This is a genomic window from Corynebacterium sp. 22-2729 (genome assembly GCF_053479475.1).
The window spans coordinates 61,741-79,185 of the sequence record NZ_JBRBCA010000004.1; the positions used below are offsets into that span (position 1 = coordinate 61,741).

At 60.7% G+C, this 17,445-nt stretch carries 16 protein-coding genes; all 16 read left to right on the top strand.

Going from position 1 to position 17,445, the window contains the following annotated elements:
- Window positions 1-55: 55 nt before the first annotated feature.
- The 16 genes from metK (at window position 56) to gap (ending at window position 17,375) form a co-directional block, all read left to right on the top strand.
- Window positions 56-1,282 (top strand): methionine adenosyltransferase, encoded by a 1,227-nt coding sequence (gene metK, locus ACUY2T_RS03905; RefSeq protein WP_448307641.1) that lies wholly within the window; start codon window positions 56-58, stop codon window positions 1,280-1,282.
- A 25-nt stretch (window positions 1,283-1,307) separates the two neighbouring features.
- Window positions 1,308-3,371, top strand: coding sequence for a primosomal protein N' (locus ACUY2T_RS03910; protein ID WP_448307642.1), 2,064 nt, complete (start codon window positions 1,308-1,310; stop codon window positions 3,369-3,371).
- Between the two features lie 11 nt (window positions 3,372-3,382).
- Window positions 3,383-3,889 carry a peptide deformylase gene (gene def / locus ACUY2T_RS03915; RefSeq protein WP_293791500.1) on the top strand — a complete coding sequence of 169 codons (507 nt, stop codon included), beginning with the start codon at window positions 3,383-3,385 and terminating at the stop codon, window positions 3,887-3,889.
- Window positions 3,886-4,890 carry a methionyl-tRNA formyltransferase gene (gene fmt, locus ACUY2T_RS03920; protein WP_448307643.1) on the top strand — a complete coding sequence of 335 codons (1,005 nt, stop codon included), beginning with the start codon at window positions 3,886-3,888 and terminating at the stop codon, window positions 4,888-4,890. The genes def and fmt overlap by 4 nt, the downstream gene beginning before the upstream one ends.
- A gap of 7 nt (window positions 4,891-4,897) precedes the next feature.
- On the top strand, window positions 4,898-6,412 hold the full coding sequence (locus tag ACUY2T_RS03925) for an RsmB/NOP family class I SAM-dependent RNA methyltransferase (protein ID WP_448307644.1): 1,515 nt from the start codon (window positions 4,898-4,900) through the stop codon (window positions 6,410-6,412).
- Window positions 6,413-6,428: 16 nt separating this feature from the next.
- Entirely contained in the window at window positions 6,429-7,106 is a 678-nt protein-coding gene (gene rpe / locus ACUY2T_RS03930) for a ribulose-phosphate 3-epimerase (RefSeq protein WP_448307645.1), read from the top strand.
- A 4-nt stretch (window positions 7,107-7,110) separates the two neighbouring features.
- Window positions 7,111-8,175, top strand: a complete 1,065-nt coding sequence (gene ribD / locus ACUY2T_RS03935) for a bifunctional diaminohydroxyphosphoribosylaminopyrimidine deaminase/5-amino-6-(5-phosphoribosylamino)uracil reductase RibD (RefSeq protein ID WP_448307646.1) — start codon at window positions 7,111-7,113, stop codon at window positions 8,173-8,175.
- Window positions 8,176-8,241: 66 nt separating this feature from the next.
- The gene (locus ACUY2T_RS03940) at window positions 8,242-8,898 is read left to right on the top strand and encodes a riboflavin synthase (protein ID WP_448307647.1); all 657 of its coding nucleotides are present in this window, start codon (window positions 8,242-8,244) and stop codon (window positions 8,896-8,898) included.
- A gap of 19 nt (window positions 8,899-8,917) precedes the next feature.
- Window positions 8,918-10,162, top strand: coding sequence for a bifunctional 3,4-dihydroxy-2-butanone-4-phosphate synthase/GTP cyclohydrolase II (locus tag ACUY2T_RS03945; protein ID WP_448307648.1), 1,245 nt, complete (start codon window positions 8,918-8,920; stop codon window positions 10,160-10,162).
- A 37-nt stretch (window positions 10,163-10,199) separates the two neighbouring features.
- Complete coding sequence (gene ribH / locus ACUY2T_RS03950; RefSeq protein WP_448307649.1) at window positions 10,200-10,682, top strand: 6,7-dimethyl-8-ribityllumazine synthase; 483 nt, start codon at window positions 10,200-10,202, stop codon at window positions 10,680-10,682.
- A gap of 35 nt (window positions 10,683-10,717) precedes the next feature.
- Window positions 10,718-11,173, top strand: coding sequence for a PH domain-containing protein (locus ACUY2T_RS03955; protein WP_293791488.1), 456 nt, complete (start codon window positions 10,718-10,720; stop codon window positions 11,171-11,173).
- A 2-nt stretch (window positions 11,174-11,175) separates the two neighbouring features.
- On the top strand, window positions 11,176-13,227 hold the full coding sequence (gene uvrC / locus ACUY2T_RS03960) for an excinuclease ABC subunit UvrC (RefSeq protein WP_448307650.1): 2,052 nt from the start codon (window positions 11,176-11,178) through the stop codon (window positions 13,225-13,227).
- Between the two features lie 11 nt (window positions 13,228-13,238).
- Entirely contained in the window at window positions 13,239-14,114 is an 876-nt protein-coding gene (rapZ, locus tag ACUY2T_RS03965; RefSeq protein WP_448307651.1) for an RNase adapter RapZ, read from the top strand.
- Between the two features lie 14 nt (window positions 14,115-14,128).
- Window positions 14,129-15,139, top strand: a complete 1,011-nt coding sequence (locus ACUY2T_RS03970; protein WP_448307652.1) for a gluconeogenesis factor YvcK family protein — start codon at window positions 14,129-14,131, stop codon at window positions 15,137-15,139.
- A 55-nt stretch (window positions 15,140-15,194) separates the two neighbouring features.
- The gene (whiA, locus tag ACUY2T_RS03975) at window positions 15,195-16,181 is read left to right on the top strand and encodes a DNA-binding protein WhiA (RefSeq protein ID WP_293791484.1); all 987 of its coding nucleotides are present in this window, start codon (window positions 15,195-15,197) and stop codon (window positions 16,179-16,181) included.
- Between the two features lie 186 nt (window positions 16,182-16,367).
- Window positions 16,368-17,375, top strand: a complete 1,008-nt coding sequence (gene gap / locus ACUY2T_RS03980; protein ID WP_293791483.1) for a type I glyceraldehyde-3-phosphate dehydrogenase — start codon at window positions 16,368-16,370, stop codon at window positions 17,373-17,375.
- The last annotated feature ends 70 nt before the right edge of the window (window positions 17,376-17,445 follow it).

The following is a 17,445-nucleotide window of genomic DNA, read 5'->3' on the forward strand; positions in this document are numbered from 1 at the left end:
GTCCATCGACTTAAGAGTCCTTAATAACTGATACCTAAAAAAGGAAAAATTCCACGTGTCTTTGCGCCTATTTAGCAGCGAGTCCGTCACCGAAGGGCACCCTGACAAGATCTGCGACGCGATCTCCGACAAGATCCTCGACGCATTGCTTGCCAAGGACCCAGAGGCACGCGTGGCCGTCGAAACCGTCGTGACCACTGGACTGGTTCACGTTGTCGGCGAAATCCGCACTACCACCTATGTAGAGATTCCCGCACTCGTACGCAAAACTCTGCTGGAGATTGGCTTCAACAGCTCCGATATGGGCTTTGACGGCTCTACCTGCGGCGTAAGCATCGCAATCGGCGAACAGTCCCAGGAGATTGCGCAAGGTGTGGATACCGCCTTGGAGCACCGCTCCCAGAACGACGATGACGGCGCAGAGCTGGACGAAATCGACCGCCTGGGCGCCGGTGACCAGGGCCTCATGTTCGGCTATGCCACCAACGAAACCCCGGAGTTTATGCCACTGCCGATCGCGCTGGCGCACCGCCTATCGCGGCGCCTGACCGAGGTGCGCAAGAAGGGCATCGTCCCGCATCTGCGTCCCGATGGCAAGACCCAGGTGACCTTCGCTTATGACGCAGAAGGCACCCCGGTTCGCCTGGATACGGTCGTGGTTTCCACTCAGCACGACGACGGCATCGAACAGGAGTGGCTGCATGAGCAGATCCGCACCCACGTTGTTCAGTATGTGCTGGACGAGGCAGGATTGAGCGGCAACCTGGCCGACACAGACTACACGCTGCTGGTGAATCCCTCTGGGTCCTTCGTTCTGGGCGGCCCCATGGGTGATGCAGGCCTGACCGGCCGCAAGATCATCGTCGACACCTACGGCGGCATGGCTCGCCACGGCGGTGGTGCGTTTTCCGGAAAGGATCCAAGCAAGGTCGACCGCTCCGGTGCTTATGCCATGCGTTGGGTGGCTAAGAACATTGTGGCTGCCGGGCTGGCTGACCGTGCGGAGGTTCAGGTGGCCTATGCTATCGGCCGCGCAACGCCTGTTGGCCTGTACGTGGAGACCTTCGGCACCGAGACCGTTCCAGTGGAGGTCATTCAGGATGCCGTCCGCCAGGTATTCGATCTGCGCCCCGCTGCGATTCTTCAGGAGCTTGACCTCAAGCGCCCGATTTACGCCCAGACCAGCGCTTACGGCCACTTTGGCCGGACCGACCTGGACCTGCCGTGGGAGCGCACCGACCGAGTGGCTGCGCTGAAGAAGGCTGTCGAGGCCGCTCAGTAGCACGTAGCAGGTAGCAATTAGCACTGTGGAACAGCCCGTCGCGCGAGTCCTGCCGTTACTCGGCGTGCCACACCTAGATCGGCTTTTCGACTACACGGTGCCGGAAAGCATGGATGCACACGCCCAACCGGGTGTGCGCGTTCGCGTTCGCTTTTCCGGGCGACTCGTCGATGCCTTCGTTATTGAACGGCGCCGACGGAGTGACCATCCCGGCGAGCTGCGACCACTGGAACGAGTGATTAGCCCCCTGCGTGTGTTGCCGAAGCACCTATGGGAGCTGGTGAACGTTCTAGCGGACCGCTATGCCGGGGTGCGTTCGGATATCCTGCGTTCGGTTGTGCCCTCCCGGCATGCCTCAGCGGAAGAGGCGGGCTTGTTCGCCGATGGCGCGGCATGGGAAAACCTTGGTGCGAAGTTGCAGTCCGTCGAGCAGGCTTCCGCCGACTCCTATCAGGCCGCGGAGGAGGCCCTTACGCCTTACCCTCACGGTGGGGCGTTCCTTTCTGCGCTCGTCGAGGGCAAACCTGCCAGGGCTTGTTTATTGACGCCCCCAGGCCGCGACATCCCCACCCTCATCGCGGCCGTTGCAGCTGCCGTGGCCTGGAACACCGACGGTGGGGTCTTGGTGGTGGCACCCAACCAACGCTTGGTCGATCGCCTGGTAGCCGGTTTAAAAGAGCATATGAACCCGGCGCAGGTAATGGAGCTGACGGCCCAGGTCGGCCCCAATGCACGATACCGCCGCTACTTATCCGTTCTGGCAGGTCAAGCGCGGGTGGTGGTCGGTACCCGCTCAGCGGCGTTGCTGCCAATGCCCAAGCCCCGGTTAATGGTGCTGATAGGTGAGTCCGACGATAATCTGGTGGATCCGCGTGCACCGTATATCCATGCGCGCGAAGCACTGGCGCTGCATGCACAGCACACCGGGGCGGGACTGCTGATCGCTGGGGTTCATAGGTCGGCGGAAGTACAGCAGTGGGTGGATCGGAAACTGGTGTATCCCCTGTTGCCCACCCGAGATTCCTTACATGAGGCCATGCCATGGATCCGGGGATTAGGGGAGACGGACGGAGCGACGGAACGGGAGCTGCATGCGCCCGGGGCAAGAATCCCCTCCATGGCTTTTACCGCTATACGAGAATGCCTGGATAATGACCTGCCCGCTCTGGTGCAGGTACCGCGCCGCGGGTACGCACCCGCGTTGGCCTGTGCACAGTGTCGTACCCCCGCGCGCTGCAGACACTGTAATGGGCCATTGGAACTGCCGACAAGTGCGGATGCAGCTCCACCGCGCTGCCGGTGGTGTGGGCAAACCGCGGGGCTATTCACCTGTCCAAGTTGCGGTAACCACAGCGTGCGCTTGTCTGTCATAGGGCATGACCGGACCGTGGAAGAGTTGGGGCGGGCCTTTCCTGGTGTGCCAATCATCGCTAGCGGTGGCAAGCACGTAGTGGACAGCGTGAAGCGTCGCGGGAGCATAGTAGTAGCCACCCCGGGGGCCGAGCCCACTGTGGAAGACGGCCTCTATGGCGCAGCAGTTTTGGTGGATCCGTGGATTCTGTTGGGCAGACAAGACCTAAGAGCGGCTGAGACAGCGCTTCGGCATTGGATGGAAGCAGCATCACTTGTGGCGCCCCGAACGAATGGCGGCAAGGTTGTCTTCGCCGGCGCGGCCAGCCTCCCCACGGCTCAACAGCTTATTCGCTGGGATCCGGTTGGGGCAGCTCGTGCTGAACTTGCCCACCGCGCCGAGGCTGCCTTCCCTCCAGCTTTTGCCGTGGCTGCTGTCGACGGCACCAGTACGGCGATTGAAGGACTTGAATCCAACTGGGAGTTACCCCCGGGTGCGGAGACCTTAGGCCCCGTGGAGCTTCCACCCGGAGTGCGTTTGCCCGCCGGAATTGATAGCCACGACCCGCAAGCTCGGCAGGCCGCCAGGCGCATGCTGGTGCGGGTTCCCGCCGACCAGCACATTGCGCTGGGGCAAGCGTTGCGCAGCGCCCAATCGGTACGCACAATCCAGCGGGGCAGTCGTTCAACCCAACCCGACGCCCTGAGGGTTGTCATGGATCCTGTGCGGATCGGTTAGTGTTGATAACCATGACCGTGCTGAACATGCGCTACTTTGGGGACCCGGTCCTTAAGACCGTGGCGGACCCAGTGAAATCAGAACTTATTCAGGATGCGGGAACGCGTCGCCTGGTCGAGGACATGCTGGAGACCATGGATCACTTCGGTGGCGTGGGACTGGCCGCCAACCAGGTGGGTATCACTCGCCGCATTTTCGTCTTCGACTGCGATGGGGATCGCGGACATGTGATCAACCCGACTTGGGAGGCCGTGGGGGAGGAGACGCAAACCGGGGGCGAGGGTTGCCTTTCCATCCCGGACGTCGGCGGTGACGTCACCCGTGCCCAGCGAGTGCGCTTGCGTGGTACGACCGTCGATGGCGAGGAGATTGACCGCGAGGTTACGGACTTGCTGGCGCGTTGTGTGCAACACGAAACCGACCATCTTGATGGCGTGCTTTTCATCGAACACCTAGAGGCAGACCAGCGCCGTGAGGCCATGCGCCAAATTCGCGAATCGGAGTGGTTTAAACAGTGAAAATCGTCTTTGCCGGCACTCCGGAACCCGCCGCCGTGGCGCTAGAACACCTCATCGCCGATGAGCGTATCGAGGTCGTTGCGGTGGTTACCCAGCCCGACGCCAAGCGGGGACGTGGCCGCAGCCTGCGCCCATCGAAGGTCGCGGAAGTTGCGGAAAAGGCCGCCATCCCCACCTACAAATGGCCCAGCCTCAAAGCCGGTACGGAATCCGGTGACGAGGCCCGCGCGGTGCTTTCCAACCTCGCCGAACGCGGTGTGTCTGCCACAGCAGTAGTGGCCTATGGCAACCTGATTCCTACCGACCTCCTCGACGTGTTTGAGCATGGATGGGTAAACCTGCACTACTCACTCCTGCCACGCTGGCGCGGTGCAGCGCCCGTTCAAGCAGCGCTGGCCGCTGGCGACGAGTACACGGGAGCATCCATCTTCCGCATCGAACAGGGGCTGGACACCGGCCCAGTCGCCGCCCAACTGACCCAGAAGATCGCCATTGAAGATACGGCAGACGACCTGCTGGCAAGTCTGACCTATGCCGGACGCGAGCTACTGGCCGATGCCCTCATCGAGATGGATGATGGCTCTGCTGAGCTGTCCGCACAGGACGATGAGGCGGCTACACACGCGCCGAAGATTCACCCGGCTGATGCGCAAATCGATTGGAAGCAGCCCGCCGAAGTCATTCAGCGCACTGCCCGTGCTCACACTCCGGCGCCTGGTGCATGGACTTTGTTGGACGACCAACGGTTCAAGATCGGCATGCTGCTACCTACCTCACCCACGGACGCGTCAGAACTTGCTGAACTCGGTGCAGGTGATGTTGCGGCGTCGAACAAAAAAGTTTTCGTAGGCACGGGCACCAGCGCGCTAGAGATCACGCTGATCCAACCGCCGGGGAAGAAGATGATGGACGCGGCCGCCTGGGCGCGCGGTCAGCAGGAGTTGCTGGCGAAGCATCCGACCTTCAGCGCCCGGAACACAGAAGCGGAAACAGGGGAGTAATAGGCACATGGGAGGCTTCAGGGCGCGTTCTGAATCGGCGCGCAGCGGCGAACATAAACCCGCAAAGGCTACGGGCTACCAGCAACGCCGTCCCGAACATAGGCAGCGGAAAAGCCGTGCAAAGGGCTCCGGGGACAAGGTACGCGACGTCGTCTTTGGCGTATTACGGGCTGTCACAGTCGACGACGCTTTCGGCAACTTGGTGCTGCCCAAGGCGCTGCGGGAAGCAGGTTTAAAGGGACGCGACGCCGCATTTGCCACAGAGCTAACCTATGGCACCCTGCGCGCACGCGGACTATTGGACGCAATCATCGCTGACGCGGCTGGGCGCCCGATTGAAAAGATCGACTCAGTAGCCCTTGATGCCCTCCGCTTGGGCGCCTACCAGATCCTGCGCACACGGGTGGAGAACCACGCTGCCGTCAACACATCGGTGGAGTTGGTGAAAGCCCATGGCGCAGACCAAGCATCCGGGTTCGTCAACGGGGTGCTGCGAGGGCTGACCCGGAAGAAGCCCGAAACATGGATCGAGCGAGTGGCGCCAGGTAATGAACTGGCCGATATAAGCTTGCGCAATGCACACCCGGAATGGATTGCCCAGGTATTCGCTGAGTCCCTGGGAGTGGATCCCACTACCGAAGAAGGGCGCAGCGAACTCGAATATGCGCTGGCTGCCGATGACGCGCGCCCGATTGTGCACCTGGCCGCCCGCCCCGGCCAGATTAGCGGCGAGGAGTTGGCACTGATCACCGGTGGTACCGAGGGCAGGTTCTCTCCCTACGCGGTCTATTTGGATGAAGGCGCCCCCGGCGACATCGCCCCGGTGCGCGAGGGGCTGGCTAGCGTACAGGATGAAGGTTCGCAGTTAATTGCCCTGGCTACTACCCGCGTACCTGTCGCTGCCGAATTGCCTGGCCGGTGGCTGGATCTCTGCGCGGGGCCGGGCGGTAAGACTGCGTTTATTGCCTCGGCTGCACTGTCCGAGCAGGCGAGTGTGGATGCGGTGGAGATTGCCCAGCACCGCGCCACGTTGATCGAGCAGACTGTCCGCGAGTTGCCAGTGCGGGTGCACGTGGGCGACGGGCGGAAGTTGGAAGAGATCAAGAGCCTGAATATTCCGGAGGGTGGTTTTACTCGTGTACTGATCGACGCCCCGTGTTCCGGTCTCGGTGCGTTGCGTCGCCGCCCTGAGGCTCGGTGGACGAAGTCCCCAGAGGATATTCCGCCGCTTGTCACGCTCCAGCGCGAGTTGCTGACCAGTGGCCTGGCTGCGACGGCTCCGGGCGGGGTGCTGATCTACTCCACGTGCTCCCCGCACCCTAAGGAGACTACGGACGTGGTTCGCTCGGTCGCGGCACGTACCGGTGCGGAGATTCTGGACGTTACTGAGTACCTGCCTGAGCTGGCCGCCACGAACGTCGCCCAGACTAAGCCCTTTGTTCAGCTCTGGCCCCATATCCACGGCACCGACGCAATGTTCTTCGCCGCGCTGCGTCCGGCAAGCCGCCCCGCCGACAAGTAGAAAGGCTTTTGCTCCTATGCCGAACCCCCGCACTTCCCGCACCCCGCTCATCGCCCCTTCGATCCTCGCCGCCGATTTCTCTGCCTTGGCCAGCGAGATCGGCCGAGTACCGAATGCAGACTGGTTGCACATCGACGTGATGGATAACCACTTCGTTCCTAACCTTTCTTTCGGTCTTCCAGTGGCCAAGTCGCTGCTTCCCCACACGGACAAGCACTTGGATGTGCACCTGATGATTGAGAACCCGGAGAAGTGGGCGGAAGACTATGCCGATGACTTCCAGTCCGTCACCTTCCACCTGGAAGCCGTGGCGGATGTCGACGCAGCTATTGCCTTGGCCGACAAGTTGCGCGGACACGGCACGGCGGCGGGCATTTCGATCAAGCCGAATACTCCGGTGGAGCCACTTTTGGATCATCTGGACAAGTTTGACCTCGTTCTGGTGATGAGTGTGGAGCCGGGCTTCGGCGGCCAGAAGTTTATGCCCGAGGTACTGGACAAGGTTCGCGCGCTGCGCAGCCGTATCGACGAATTGGGCCTAGATACTCTCATCGAGATCGATGGAGGCATTGGGCCGGAGACCGCTGCCGAGTCCGCCGCCGCGGGCGTGGACGTGTACGTTGCCGGCTCCAGTGTCTTCGGCAAGGAAGACCCCGCCGCGGCGGTTGATGAGATCCGCGCTCGCGCCCAGTAGCTACATGGATCTTTCTCTGTTTTCCGACGCCCACCGCCTCGGTTGGCAGGCGGCCCAGAAAGCTAGCCCGAACCCGCCGGTCGGTGCGGTGATCGAAGACTCTGCCGGGGTAGTGGTAGGCCGTGGCCATACACAACGCCCTGGCGCAGCACACGCTGAAGTGATGGCACTGCAGGAGGCCGGCGACCGCGCCCGCGGCGGCCGGGCGATTGTGACTTTGGAGCCCTGTAACCACACAGGCCGCACGGGTCCGTGTGCGCAGGCACTGATTGAGGCGGGTATTCGCCGCGTTGACTTTCTCTTCGCCGACCCGAACCCCACTGCGACTGGGGGCGCCGAGACTCTGCGCGCGGCCGGTGTGGAGGTTTTTGGTCCTTATCTGCCACAGCCAACTGCCCCAGGTGGTGCGACGCTGGTTCCGTGGACCCAGATGTACAGCGTGGAACCCTGGCTTATCGCGATGGCTGAGCAGCGTCCGCATGTTTGTCTCAAGATCGCCTCAACGGTGGACGGACGGGTAGCTGCGATAGATAAAACGAGCCAGTGGATCACCGGGGATGCTGCGCGTGTCGCTGCTCACGAAGACAGAACCCGTTGTGATGCAATCCTTGTCGGAACTGGTACCGTCGCCGCCGATAACCCTCGCCTATCTGCACGTGATGCACAAGGAAAGCCCTTTGCAGAGGACCTCCAGCCCCTGCGAGTGGTACTAGGAACCCGTGACGTTCCCACCGACACACGGATTTTTGACGCTCCGGGACAGGCTGTCCACTTGCGCACTCGTGATGTACACGCTGCCCTTGCAGACCTCTGGGAGCGCGATGTGCGCACGCTGCTGGTGGAGGGTGGTGCAGAGGTAGCTGCGGCTTTTATAGGCGCTGGGGTAGTGGACGAAGTGCAGTACTACGCAGCACCGGCAGTGTTGGGGGCAGGGGTGGCGTCGCTAAGCACGCAGCGAGGCGACCTCGGCCAGACAATCGCAGATATCCTGCGCTTTGTGCCACGTGAGCTGGAGGTATTGGGTGGGGATATTCGCTGGACGATGACGGCGCCCGGACGTACCCCCTGACACTGGGAATAACCCACAGTGGGCTAGTGTGTATGTAATCACATACATAAAACGTTAGGAGCGCGCATGTTCACCGGGATCATCGAGGAGGTCGGACGGGTCGCCGCTATTGACGCAGCGGGAGACTCGCTGCGGATGCGTTTCACTGTCCCCGGCGTGCTGGAGGATGCCAAGCGAGGCGATTCCATCGCGATTAATGGCGTGTGCCTGACTATCGCGGAGCTCGGCGCGGGCGAAAAGGCCGCAGAGTTCACAGCTGATGTGATGCAGGTGACGCTGGACTACAGTGCCCTGGGAAGCATCTCAGTGGGCGACCGGGTGAATGTCGAAAGTGCGATGGCCAGCGGCCAGCGCTTTGGCGGGCATATCGTGCAAGGACACGTGGACGGCACTGCCCAGCTGATCGAGCGGCGTCCCTCAGAGCACTGGGAAGTTTTCCGCTTCCGTTTGGATCAGCCGGAGCTGTCCCGTTACCTCGCCAAGAAGGGCTCGGTAGCGATCAATGGCACGTCGTTGACCATTGCTGAGGTCTCAGAGGTGCCGACAGTAGGGAAAAATGAAGAAGACTGGTTCGAAGTCTCCCTGATTCCCACCACACTGGCCGACACTATGTTGGGTGATCTGCAGCCGGGATCCCGCGTCAACGTGGAGTGCGATGTGCTTGCGAAGTACGTCGAACGACTATCTCAGCATTGCGCGAACACCAACGGCCAGCAAAACTAACGCGAGAGGCAAGATCACGATGAGCACAAGCGAAAACCAGGATATTCAGCTGGACTCCGTGGAGCGTGCCATCGCCGACATCGCTTCGGGTAAAGCCGTAGTGGTCGTCGACGACGAGAACCGGGAAAACGAGGGCGACCTCATCTTCGCCGCCGAGCTAGCGACTCCCGAACTGATGGCCTTCATGGTGCGCCATAGCTCCGGCTATGTGTGCGTAGGCATGGATAGCGCCGAATGCGACCGCCTAGGTCTGCCGCCGATGGTTGCCCGGAACGAGGACGTCCGTGGCACCGCCTATACGGTAACGGTTGACGCCGCCGAAGGCGTGGACACCGGCATCAGCGCCACCGACCGAGCCCGTACAGTGCGGCTGTTGGCGGATCCTACATCCACCGCAGAGACCTTCAACCGCCCAGGCCACGTGGTTCCGCTGCGCGCCAAGCGCGGAGGCGTGCTGGTACGCCAGGGCCACACCGAGGCCGCGGTGGATCTGGCACGGGCGGCGAACCTGGCTCCCGCAGGGGCGCTGTGTGAGATCGTCTCAGAGGAAGATCCCACCACCATGGCCCGCCTGCCCGAGCTGCGACGCTTCGCCGACGCACACGGACTGGCTCTCATCAGCATCGAGCAGCTGCAGCACTGGCGCCGCCACCACACCCAAACCTTGGAGCGAGCAGTGGAAACGCGGCTGCCGACCAAGCACGGAGACTTCCGGGCGATCGGCTATGTCAACATCATCGATGGCACAGAGCATATCGCGCTAGTCAAGGGCGATCTTTCTACCGCAGGGGAGCAGCCCGTCCCGGTTCGGGTGCATTCTGAGTGCCTTACCGGCGATATCTTCGGTTCGCGCCGCTGCGACTGCGGTGACCAGCTTTCTGCCGCGCTCGACTACATCGAGTCGAAGGGGCGTGGCGTATTGATTTACCTGCGCGGTCACGAGGGTAGGGGTATCGGTCTACTGCCGAAGCTCCGCGCGTATGTGCTGCAGGATGAGGGGCTGGACACCGTGGACGCTAATCTCGAGCAGGGGCTTCCAATAGACGCCCGCGAGTACAGCGCGGCAGCTCAGATTCTCAAGGATCTGAAGGTAGACACGGTTGCTCTGATTTCCAACAACCCGGACAAGATCCACGACCTCGCCAGCCACGGTGTTAACGTCGCCACCCGCATTCCGGTGGAGTTGCACCCCAATGAAGACAATGTGGTCTACCTTCGCACGAAACGGGACCGGATGGGTCACCAACTCGATACGCTGGACTGAAAAGCTCATATCGAAGTACCAAGGAGGAGCCCCTACCATGGCGCATAACGGAGTCGCCGATATCCACATCAAGGCCGGTTCTGCTTATGGCATGACTGTCGCAGTGATCAGCGCATCGTGGAATGCGGACATTACCGATCAGCTGCACGAACACTCGATTTCTACTGCAAAAGAAGCAGGTGCGCAGGTTACCGAATGGCGGGTCGCCGGGGCACTCGAGCTGCCTGTCGCGGTCGCCGCGGCATGTAAGCGTTTTGACGCCGTGGTGGCGAACGGTTGCGTGATTCGGGGTGAGACCGAACATTTCCGCGTGGTCTGTGATGCAGTGACCTACGGGCTTACGCGCGCCGGCTTGGACTCGGGCACTCCCGTTGGCAATGGTGTGCTTACTGTAGATACCCATGAGCAGGCGATCGACCGTGCCGGTGGCATGGATGCAAAGGAAAACAAGGGGCGCGACGCAGCGGTTGCGGCGATTCATACCGCTCTCGTACTGCGACAGATCGAGCGGGGCGTTTAGGGCTGCCCCGTGTCAACAGAGTAGGGTGGAATTCCGTGAGCGATAAGGATGAATGGGAGCTGGAGGTTTCCTCGCCGTTCTTGAAGAAGCTGGCGTGGATCCTGGTCGTTGTGGTCATGGCTGTGCATATTTTCATGGCCATCGTCGTGGCGGTGGGAGACACTGGCGTGACGGTAACGCGTGCCGATCAGTGGGGATTCATCGGCATTGGACTGGTCTTCTCTTTCGTTGCCCTCTCCCTCTTGCGTCCGCACGTCAAGGTAAATAGCCAAGGCGTGGAAGTTCGCAATATCGTCAACGGACAGTTCTATCCGTGGGAAATCATCCACGGATTGTCCTTCCCCCAAGAGGCCAAGTGGGCTCGCCTGGAACTTCCGGACTTTGAGTTCGTCCCCATGATGGCACTTAACATCTACGATAAGCAGCTCATCGCGCAGCGTGTAGAGAACTTTCGCCAGCTGGAAGACCGCTACATGCCATTTGACGAGTAACTTTGAGCAGCGTTTCTTACCGCCCCGAGCCCGGGAGCATCCCCACCGATCCTGGCGTCTACACTTTTCGCGACGCCGACGAACGCGTCATCTACGTCGGTAAGGCCAAGAACCTACGCGCCCGTCTGTCTAATTATTTCCAGGATCTCAGCCAGCTACACCCGCGTACCCGCGCCATGGTGCAATCGGCGAGCCATGTTCAATGGACTGTTGTTTCCAGTGAATTGGAGGCACTGAACCTCGAATACACCTGGATTAAGCGCTTTAACCCCCGGTTTAACGTCATGTACCGGGACGATAAGACCTATCCCATGCTGGCGATCAGCGTTAAGGAAGAGATTCCGCGGGCATTTATGTACCGCGGTCCCCGGCGCAAGGGCGTGCGTTACTTTGGTCCCTATCCCAAGGCCTGGGCGATCCGTGAGACACTTGAGTCTTTGACGCGTGTCTTTCCTATTAGAACGTGTTCAGCTGGGGTGTATAGGCGTCACGAAGCTTTGGGAAGGCCGTGTCTACTCGGCTATATCGATCGATGCAGTGCCCCGTGCGTGGACAAGATCACTCCCGAAGGTCACCGGGCGCTCGTCGACCAGTTCTCCAGCTTCTTGGCTGGCAACACCGAACCAGTGCTGCGTAGGGTGCGCAAGGAGATGGACGAGGCTGCCGAAAACCTAGACTTTGAGCGAGCAGCCGCGCTGCGCGACCAACTGCAGGCCATGCAAAAATCCATGGAGCGGCAAGCGGTGGTATTTTCCGATAAGACCGACGCCGACCTCATCGCTTTCGTCGCCGATGAGTTGGAGGCGGCGGTGCAGATTTTCCACGTCCGAGGGGGACGTATCCATGGCCAGCGGGGGTGGGTCGTCGAGCGCGAGGATCTGAGCGAGGAGCGGCTCGTTGCGGACTTCATTACCCAGTTCTACGGGGAGACCGCAGAACTGGCTAAGGCCACAGAGACTCAGGTCGGTGGCGCATCCGGACCGGAGGTGGATAGGGAACTTGCCCGTGCGATCAACCCTGCGTCCACACAGGATCTTGGCGACCTGGTGGGTGATGTGCAGGTCACGCCTGTGCCACGAGAAATTCTTGTACATGTCTTGCCGGAAGAAGCCCCGGATTTGGCTGAATGGCTAACAAGCCTGCGCGGTTCCAATGTGGAAATCAGGGTGCCACAGCGCGGTGACAAAAAGGCGCTGATGACCACTGCAGAAACTAACGCCACCCAGGCGTTGGCGCAGCACAAGCTGAAGAGGGCGGGCGACATTACGGCACGTTCGGCAGCTTTGAAGGAGCTGCAGGAGGCACTGTGGATGGACGAATCTCCGCTGCGTATCGAATGCACCGATATTTCGCATATCCAGGGCACTGATGTCGTGGCCAGCTTGGTGGTTTTCGAAGACGGTCTGCCTAAGAAGGCCGATTACCGCCGCTATAAGATCCGCGAGGCCGCCGGTGATGGACATTCCGACGATGTAGCTTCCATTGCGGAGGTGGTGCGTCGTCGTTTCAAGCGCTATCACCAGGACAAATCCGCTGTTCCCGCTGGCGACGACGGGGGAGACCTGCTCGACGGCGAGGCGGACCTCGAACACACGGACACGGCAAAGCAGAAGTTCGCTTACCCGCCCCAGCTATTCATTGTGGATGGTGGCCTTCCACAGGTGAATGCGGCCCAAAAGGTCTTGGATGAGCTTGGAGTCAACGACGTAACTCTCGTAGGCATCGCTAAACGTCTGGAGGAAATCTGGGTTCCTGGCGAGGAGTATCCCATTATCGTTCCCCGCAACTCGCAAGCTCTATACCTAGTACAGAATCTCCGCGACGAAGCCCACCGTTTCGCCATCAATTTCCACCGCCAACAACGCAGTGCCCGCATGCGGCGCAGCAAATTGGACGACATCCCGGGACTCGGGCCGAAGCGCCGTAAGCAACTGGTTAAGGAGTTCGGCTCCGTGGCGAAGGTGAAACAGGCCAGTGTGGAGGACATCGCCGCGCTTCCGGGCTTTGGGCCGAAGTTGGCACAACTTATTCACGACGCCCTCAATGCTGGGTAGGATCGGGAAGTATGAGCGCATCAACGCAGCAAGAGCCCAGTTTGATATTGATCACGGGCATGTCTGGGGCAGGGCGTCGAGCTACCGCCGCAGCCCTGGAGGAGCTCGGGTGGTACGTCGCGGACAACCTTCCGCCCGAGCTCATCGTGCGAATGGTTGAGCTTAGTTTCTCCCCGGATTCGCCCATCGAGAAGTTGGCCATCGTCACCGACGTCCGCTCCCGCGATTTCGCCGGCAGCCTCACCAGTGTCCTGCACGATCTCCATACCGGAGGCCGTCGCCCTACAGTGCTGTATTTGGATGCCACGGATGAGGCACTGATTGCGCGCTTTGACGCTGTGCGCCGCACCCACCCGCTGCAACAAAAGGGCACGTTGCAGGACGGTATTGACCGTGAACGCGAAATGCTCGCCAGCATCCGCGAACGCGCTGACATCGTTTTGGATACCACCGACCGGAGCATCCACGATCTGCGCCGTGAATTGGAGAAGTTCTTCGCAGCTGCGGATCACTCGAGTGTCCGCATTAATCTGCAGAGTTTCGGCTTTAAGCACGGACCGCCCAAGGATATTGACATACTGCTGGACGCTCGTTTCCTGCCGAACCCGTACTGGGATCCGCAGCTGCGCCCTTTTAGAGGTATTGACGCCCCCGTCTCCGACTTTGTCCTGTCTCAATCCGGGGCCGAAGATTTCCTCGACCACACCGTGGGACTCATCCACTCCGTACTGCCGGGATACCGCAAAGAGGGCAAGTTCTTCGTATCCGTAGCCATCGGCTGCACTGGTGGCCACCACCGCAGCGTGGCGATCGCTGAGGAACTAACCCGCCGGCTGGCAAAAGACGGTGTACTCGTAAACCTTTCCCACCGAGACTTGGAACGTTAGGGGTGAAAAGCAACATGACGCATAACGAAAACTCTTCCCCGAAACCAATCGCGCGGATGGCTTGCCTGGGCGGCGGACATGGCCTTTTCAATACTCTGCGTTCGGCGCGCACCATCGCGGATTATGTTGCCGCCATTGTGACGGTGGCCGACGACGGAGGATCGTCAGGACGCATTCGTCGTGAGTTGGGTTCTCTACCGCCAGGGGATCTGCGCATGGCGCTGGCGGCGCTCACTCGCGATAACGAGCGCGGACGCATGTGGGAAGACGTGATTCAACACCGCTTCGGCGGTTCTGGCGCGCTCAAAGGCCACGCACTCGGCAATTTCCTTATCACTGGTCTGGCGCAGGTTATGGGAAGTGAGCTAAAGGCGCTGGACGAGATTGGTCGACTCCTCGGCATCGAAGGGCGAGTCATCCCGATGAGCAACGAGCCGCTGGATCTGGAGGCCGAAGTGCTCGGGCTGGAAGAAGACCCACGGGAGGTTGTCGCCGTGCGCGGGCAGGTTGCCGTTGCATCCACGCTGGGGGAGGTGCGCCGAGTGAAGCTCTACCCCGTGGATCCGCCAGCGTCTCCGGAGGCCGTCGAGGCGATTCTTAATGCCGATTTGGTCTCCATGGGCCCGGGATCCTGGTTTTCCAGTGTGATCCCGCACCTTCTCGTCCCCGGAATCGTGGATGCTCTCAACCAAACTAAGGCGGTAAAGGCGCTGGTCTTGAACTTGGTTCCGGAACCTGGGGAGACCGCCGGGATGTCCTTGGAACACCATATCCATATGGTGCGACAGCATTGCCCCAGCTTGAAGATTGACGTTGTCATCGTCGATCTGTCGACGATGCCCGTGGCCAGCGCTCGGCGTCATATCGAAAGGGCAGCGGCAGCACTGGGCGCGAAAGTGATCTACCGCGACGTGCGGGAGGACGACAACCGCGGGCGATGGACCGACCGTCACAATCCGACCAAACTCGCTGCGGTTCTGCATGAGGTTTCAGGCGGCGTGCACGACCTGCCCGAGCGAGAATAGCTAGCTCGGCTATAATTGGGTGCCCTGTGTGCAAGTTGGGAAGGAAGGACAGTCCGTGGCACTGACGGCCGATGTGAAGGCAGAACTAAATCGAGTTCTGGTGACTCGCCATGATGTGATGACCGCGGAGGTTGCCAGCCTGCTGCGGTACACGGCTGCCTTGCACCTGGTGGGCAAGAAGATCGTCGTGGAGTCCGAGGTGGACTCCGCAGATACGGCTCGTCGCCTCACAGACATGGTGGAGCAGCTCTACAAGATCGAACCGGAGCACCAGATTATCGGTGCAGGCAATCTTCGTCGCAGCCCTCGGCATGTGCTGCGGTGGACTGAAGGTGGCATGGAGCTGGCACGTCGCACCGAGTTGATCGACCGCGTAGGGCGTCCAGTACGAGGCTTGCCGCGATTCATTATTGGCGGCACCAAGGATCAATGTGTAGCCGCCTGGCGAGGTGCTTTCCTGGCGCATGGCTACATTACGGACCCGGGACGTTCGTCCGCGCTGGAGGTGCAGACGCCGTCGAATGAGGCCGCTCTGGCACTGGTCGGCGCCGCACGCCGTATTGACGTGACTGCAAAGACGAAGGAAGCCAGGGGAGTCAACCGCGTCGTGATTCGCGACGGCGATTCCATCGGACGGCTCCTCATGCTGATGGGTGCTCAAGAGACCCGCGAAATATGGGAGAAGCAGCGCCGGAACCGCGAAAATCGGGCAAAAGCGAACCGCCTGGCGAACTTCGATGATGCGAATCTGCGCCGCAGTGCCCGCGCCGCAGTGGCCGCTGCCGCCCGCGTGGAGCGTGCCTTGGAGATCCTGGAAAACGATGTGCCCCAGCACCTGGCCGAAGCCGGACAGTTGCGGGTGGAACATAAGGAAGCCTCACTGGAGGAGCTCGGTCGCCTTGCAGAGCCACCGATGACCAAGGATGCCGTGGCAGGTCGCATTCGACGCCTGCTTTCAATGGCTGATAAACGCGCCGAGGAACTGGGATTACCGGACACACATTCCGCTGTCACCTCGGAGTTGTTCAACGACGTTGATTGATTTCTAACCCCGTAGAAGTCAGCACGGATACCCCCATCGCATATGGGATAAGAATCGCTGCGAACCCTAGGAGGCGCAGGTACTCTCGGAGGTGTCGGCGTGAGGGTCGAGGGCTTGGAGTTTTGAGCCGTAGGCCTTGGCGTCTAGCTCGAAGAAAAATAGACGCAGTTTTTAGGAGTTCAACTTATGACTATCCGTGTTGGCATCAACGGTTTCGGCCGAATCGGCCGTAACTTCTTCCGCGCAATCCGTTCCCAGGGCGCTGACCTGGAGGTTGTGGGCATCAACGACCTGACTGATAACAAGACGCTGTCTGTCCTGCTGAAGAACGACTCCGTTATGGGTCGCCTGGATGCTGAGATCGAGTACGACGACGAGTCCATCACCGTCGACGGCAAGCGCATCGCCGTTTCTGCTGAGCGCGACCCGAAGAACCTGAACTGGGGCGAGCTGGGTGCGGACATCGTTATCGAGTCCACCGGTTTCTTCACCGATGCTGAGGCTGCCAAGGCACACATCGACGCGGGCGCTAAGAAGGTCATTATCTCCGCTCCGGCGAAGAACGAGGACGCTACCTTCGTCGTTGGTGTAAACCACACCGACTACGACCCGGAGAACCACCACATCATCTCCAACGCCTCCTGCACCACCAACTGCCTGGCTCCGCTGGCCAAGACTCTCGACGAGGAGTTCGGCATCGTCAAGGGCCTGATGACCACCGTTCACGCTTACACCGGCGACCAGCGCCTGCACGACGCTCCGCACAAGGACCTGCGCCGCGCCCGCGCCGCAGCCGTTAACCTGGTTCCGACCTCCACTGGTGCTGCAAAGGCCGTTTCCCTGGTTCTGCCGCAGCTGAAGGGCAAGCTGGATGGCTACGCAGTGCGCGTTCCGGTTATCACCGGCTCCCTGACCGACCTGACTTTCGAAGCTGAGAAGCCGGTCACCGTCGAGGCTGTCAACGCTGCACTCAAGAAGGCAGCCGAGAATGAGCTGAAGGGGATTGCAAAGTACTCCGATGACGCTCCGCTAGTCTCCACCGACATCGTGGGTGATTCTCACTCCTCTATTTTCGACTCTGGCCTGACCAAGGTCATCGACAACCAGGTCAAGGTTGTCTCCTGGTACGACAACGAGTGGGGCTACTCCTGCCGTCTGGTCGACCTGGCAACCTACGTCGGCGAGCGCCTCTAATTAGGCCTTGTCCGCAAAGCTATAAGGATTACGGGTTCGGCTCCGATCGCCGCACGTGTCGCGCGTCGCG

Bases quoted from the DNA above. Each gene is read 5' to 3' on its own strand.
- rapZ (WP_448307651.1), top strand. From the start codon at position 13,239: ATGAGCGCATCAACGCAGCAAGAGCCCAGTTTGATATTGATCACGGGC.
- ribH (WP_448307649.1), top strand. From the start codon at position 10,200: ATGGCGCATAACGGAGTCGCCGATATCCACATCAAGGCCGGTTCTGCT.
- ACUY2T_RS03945 (WP_448307648.1), top strand. From the start codon at position 8,918: ATGAGCACAAGCGAAAACCAGGATATTCAGCTGGACTCCGTGGAGCGT.
- rpe (WP_448307645.1), top strand. From the start codon at position 6,429: ATGCCGAACCCCCGCACTTCCCGCACCCCGCTCATCGCCCCTTCGATC.
- ribD (WP_448307646.1), top strand. From the start codon at position 7,111: ATGGATCTTTCTCTGTTTTCCGACGCCCACCGCCTCGGTTGGCAGGCG.
- gap (WP_293791483.1), top strand. From the start codon at position 16,368: ATGACTATCCGTGTTGGCATCAACGGTTTCGGCCGAATCGGCCGTAAC.
- ACUY2T_RS03925 (WP_448307644.1), top strand. From the start codon at position 4,898: ATGGGAGGCTTCAGGGCGCGTTCTGAATCGGCGCGCAGCGGCGAACAT.
- ACUY2T_RS03940 (WP_448307647.1), top strand. From the start codon at position 8,242: ATGTTCACCGGGATCATCGAGGAGGTCGGACGGGTCGCCGCTATTGAC.
- def (WP_293791500.1), top strand. From the start codon at position 3,383: ATGACCGTGCTGAACATGCGCTACTTTGGGGACCCGGTCCTTAAGACC.
- ACUY2T_RS03970 (WP_448307652.1), top strand. From the start codon at position 14,129: ATGACGCATAACGAAAACTCTTCCCCGAAACCAATCGCGCGGATGGCT.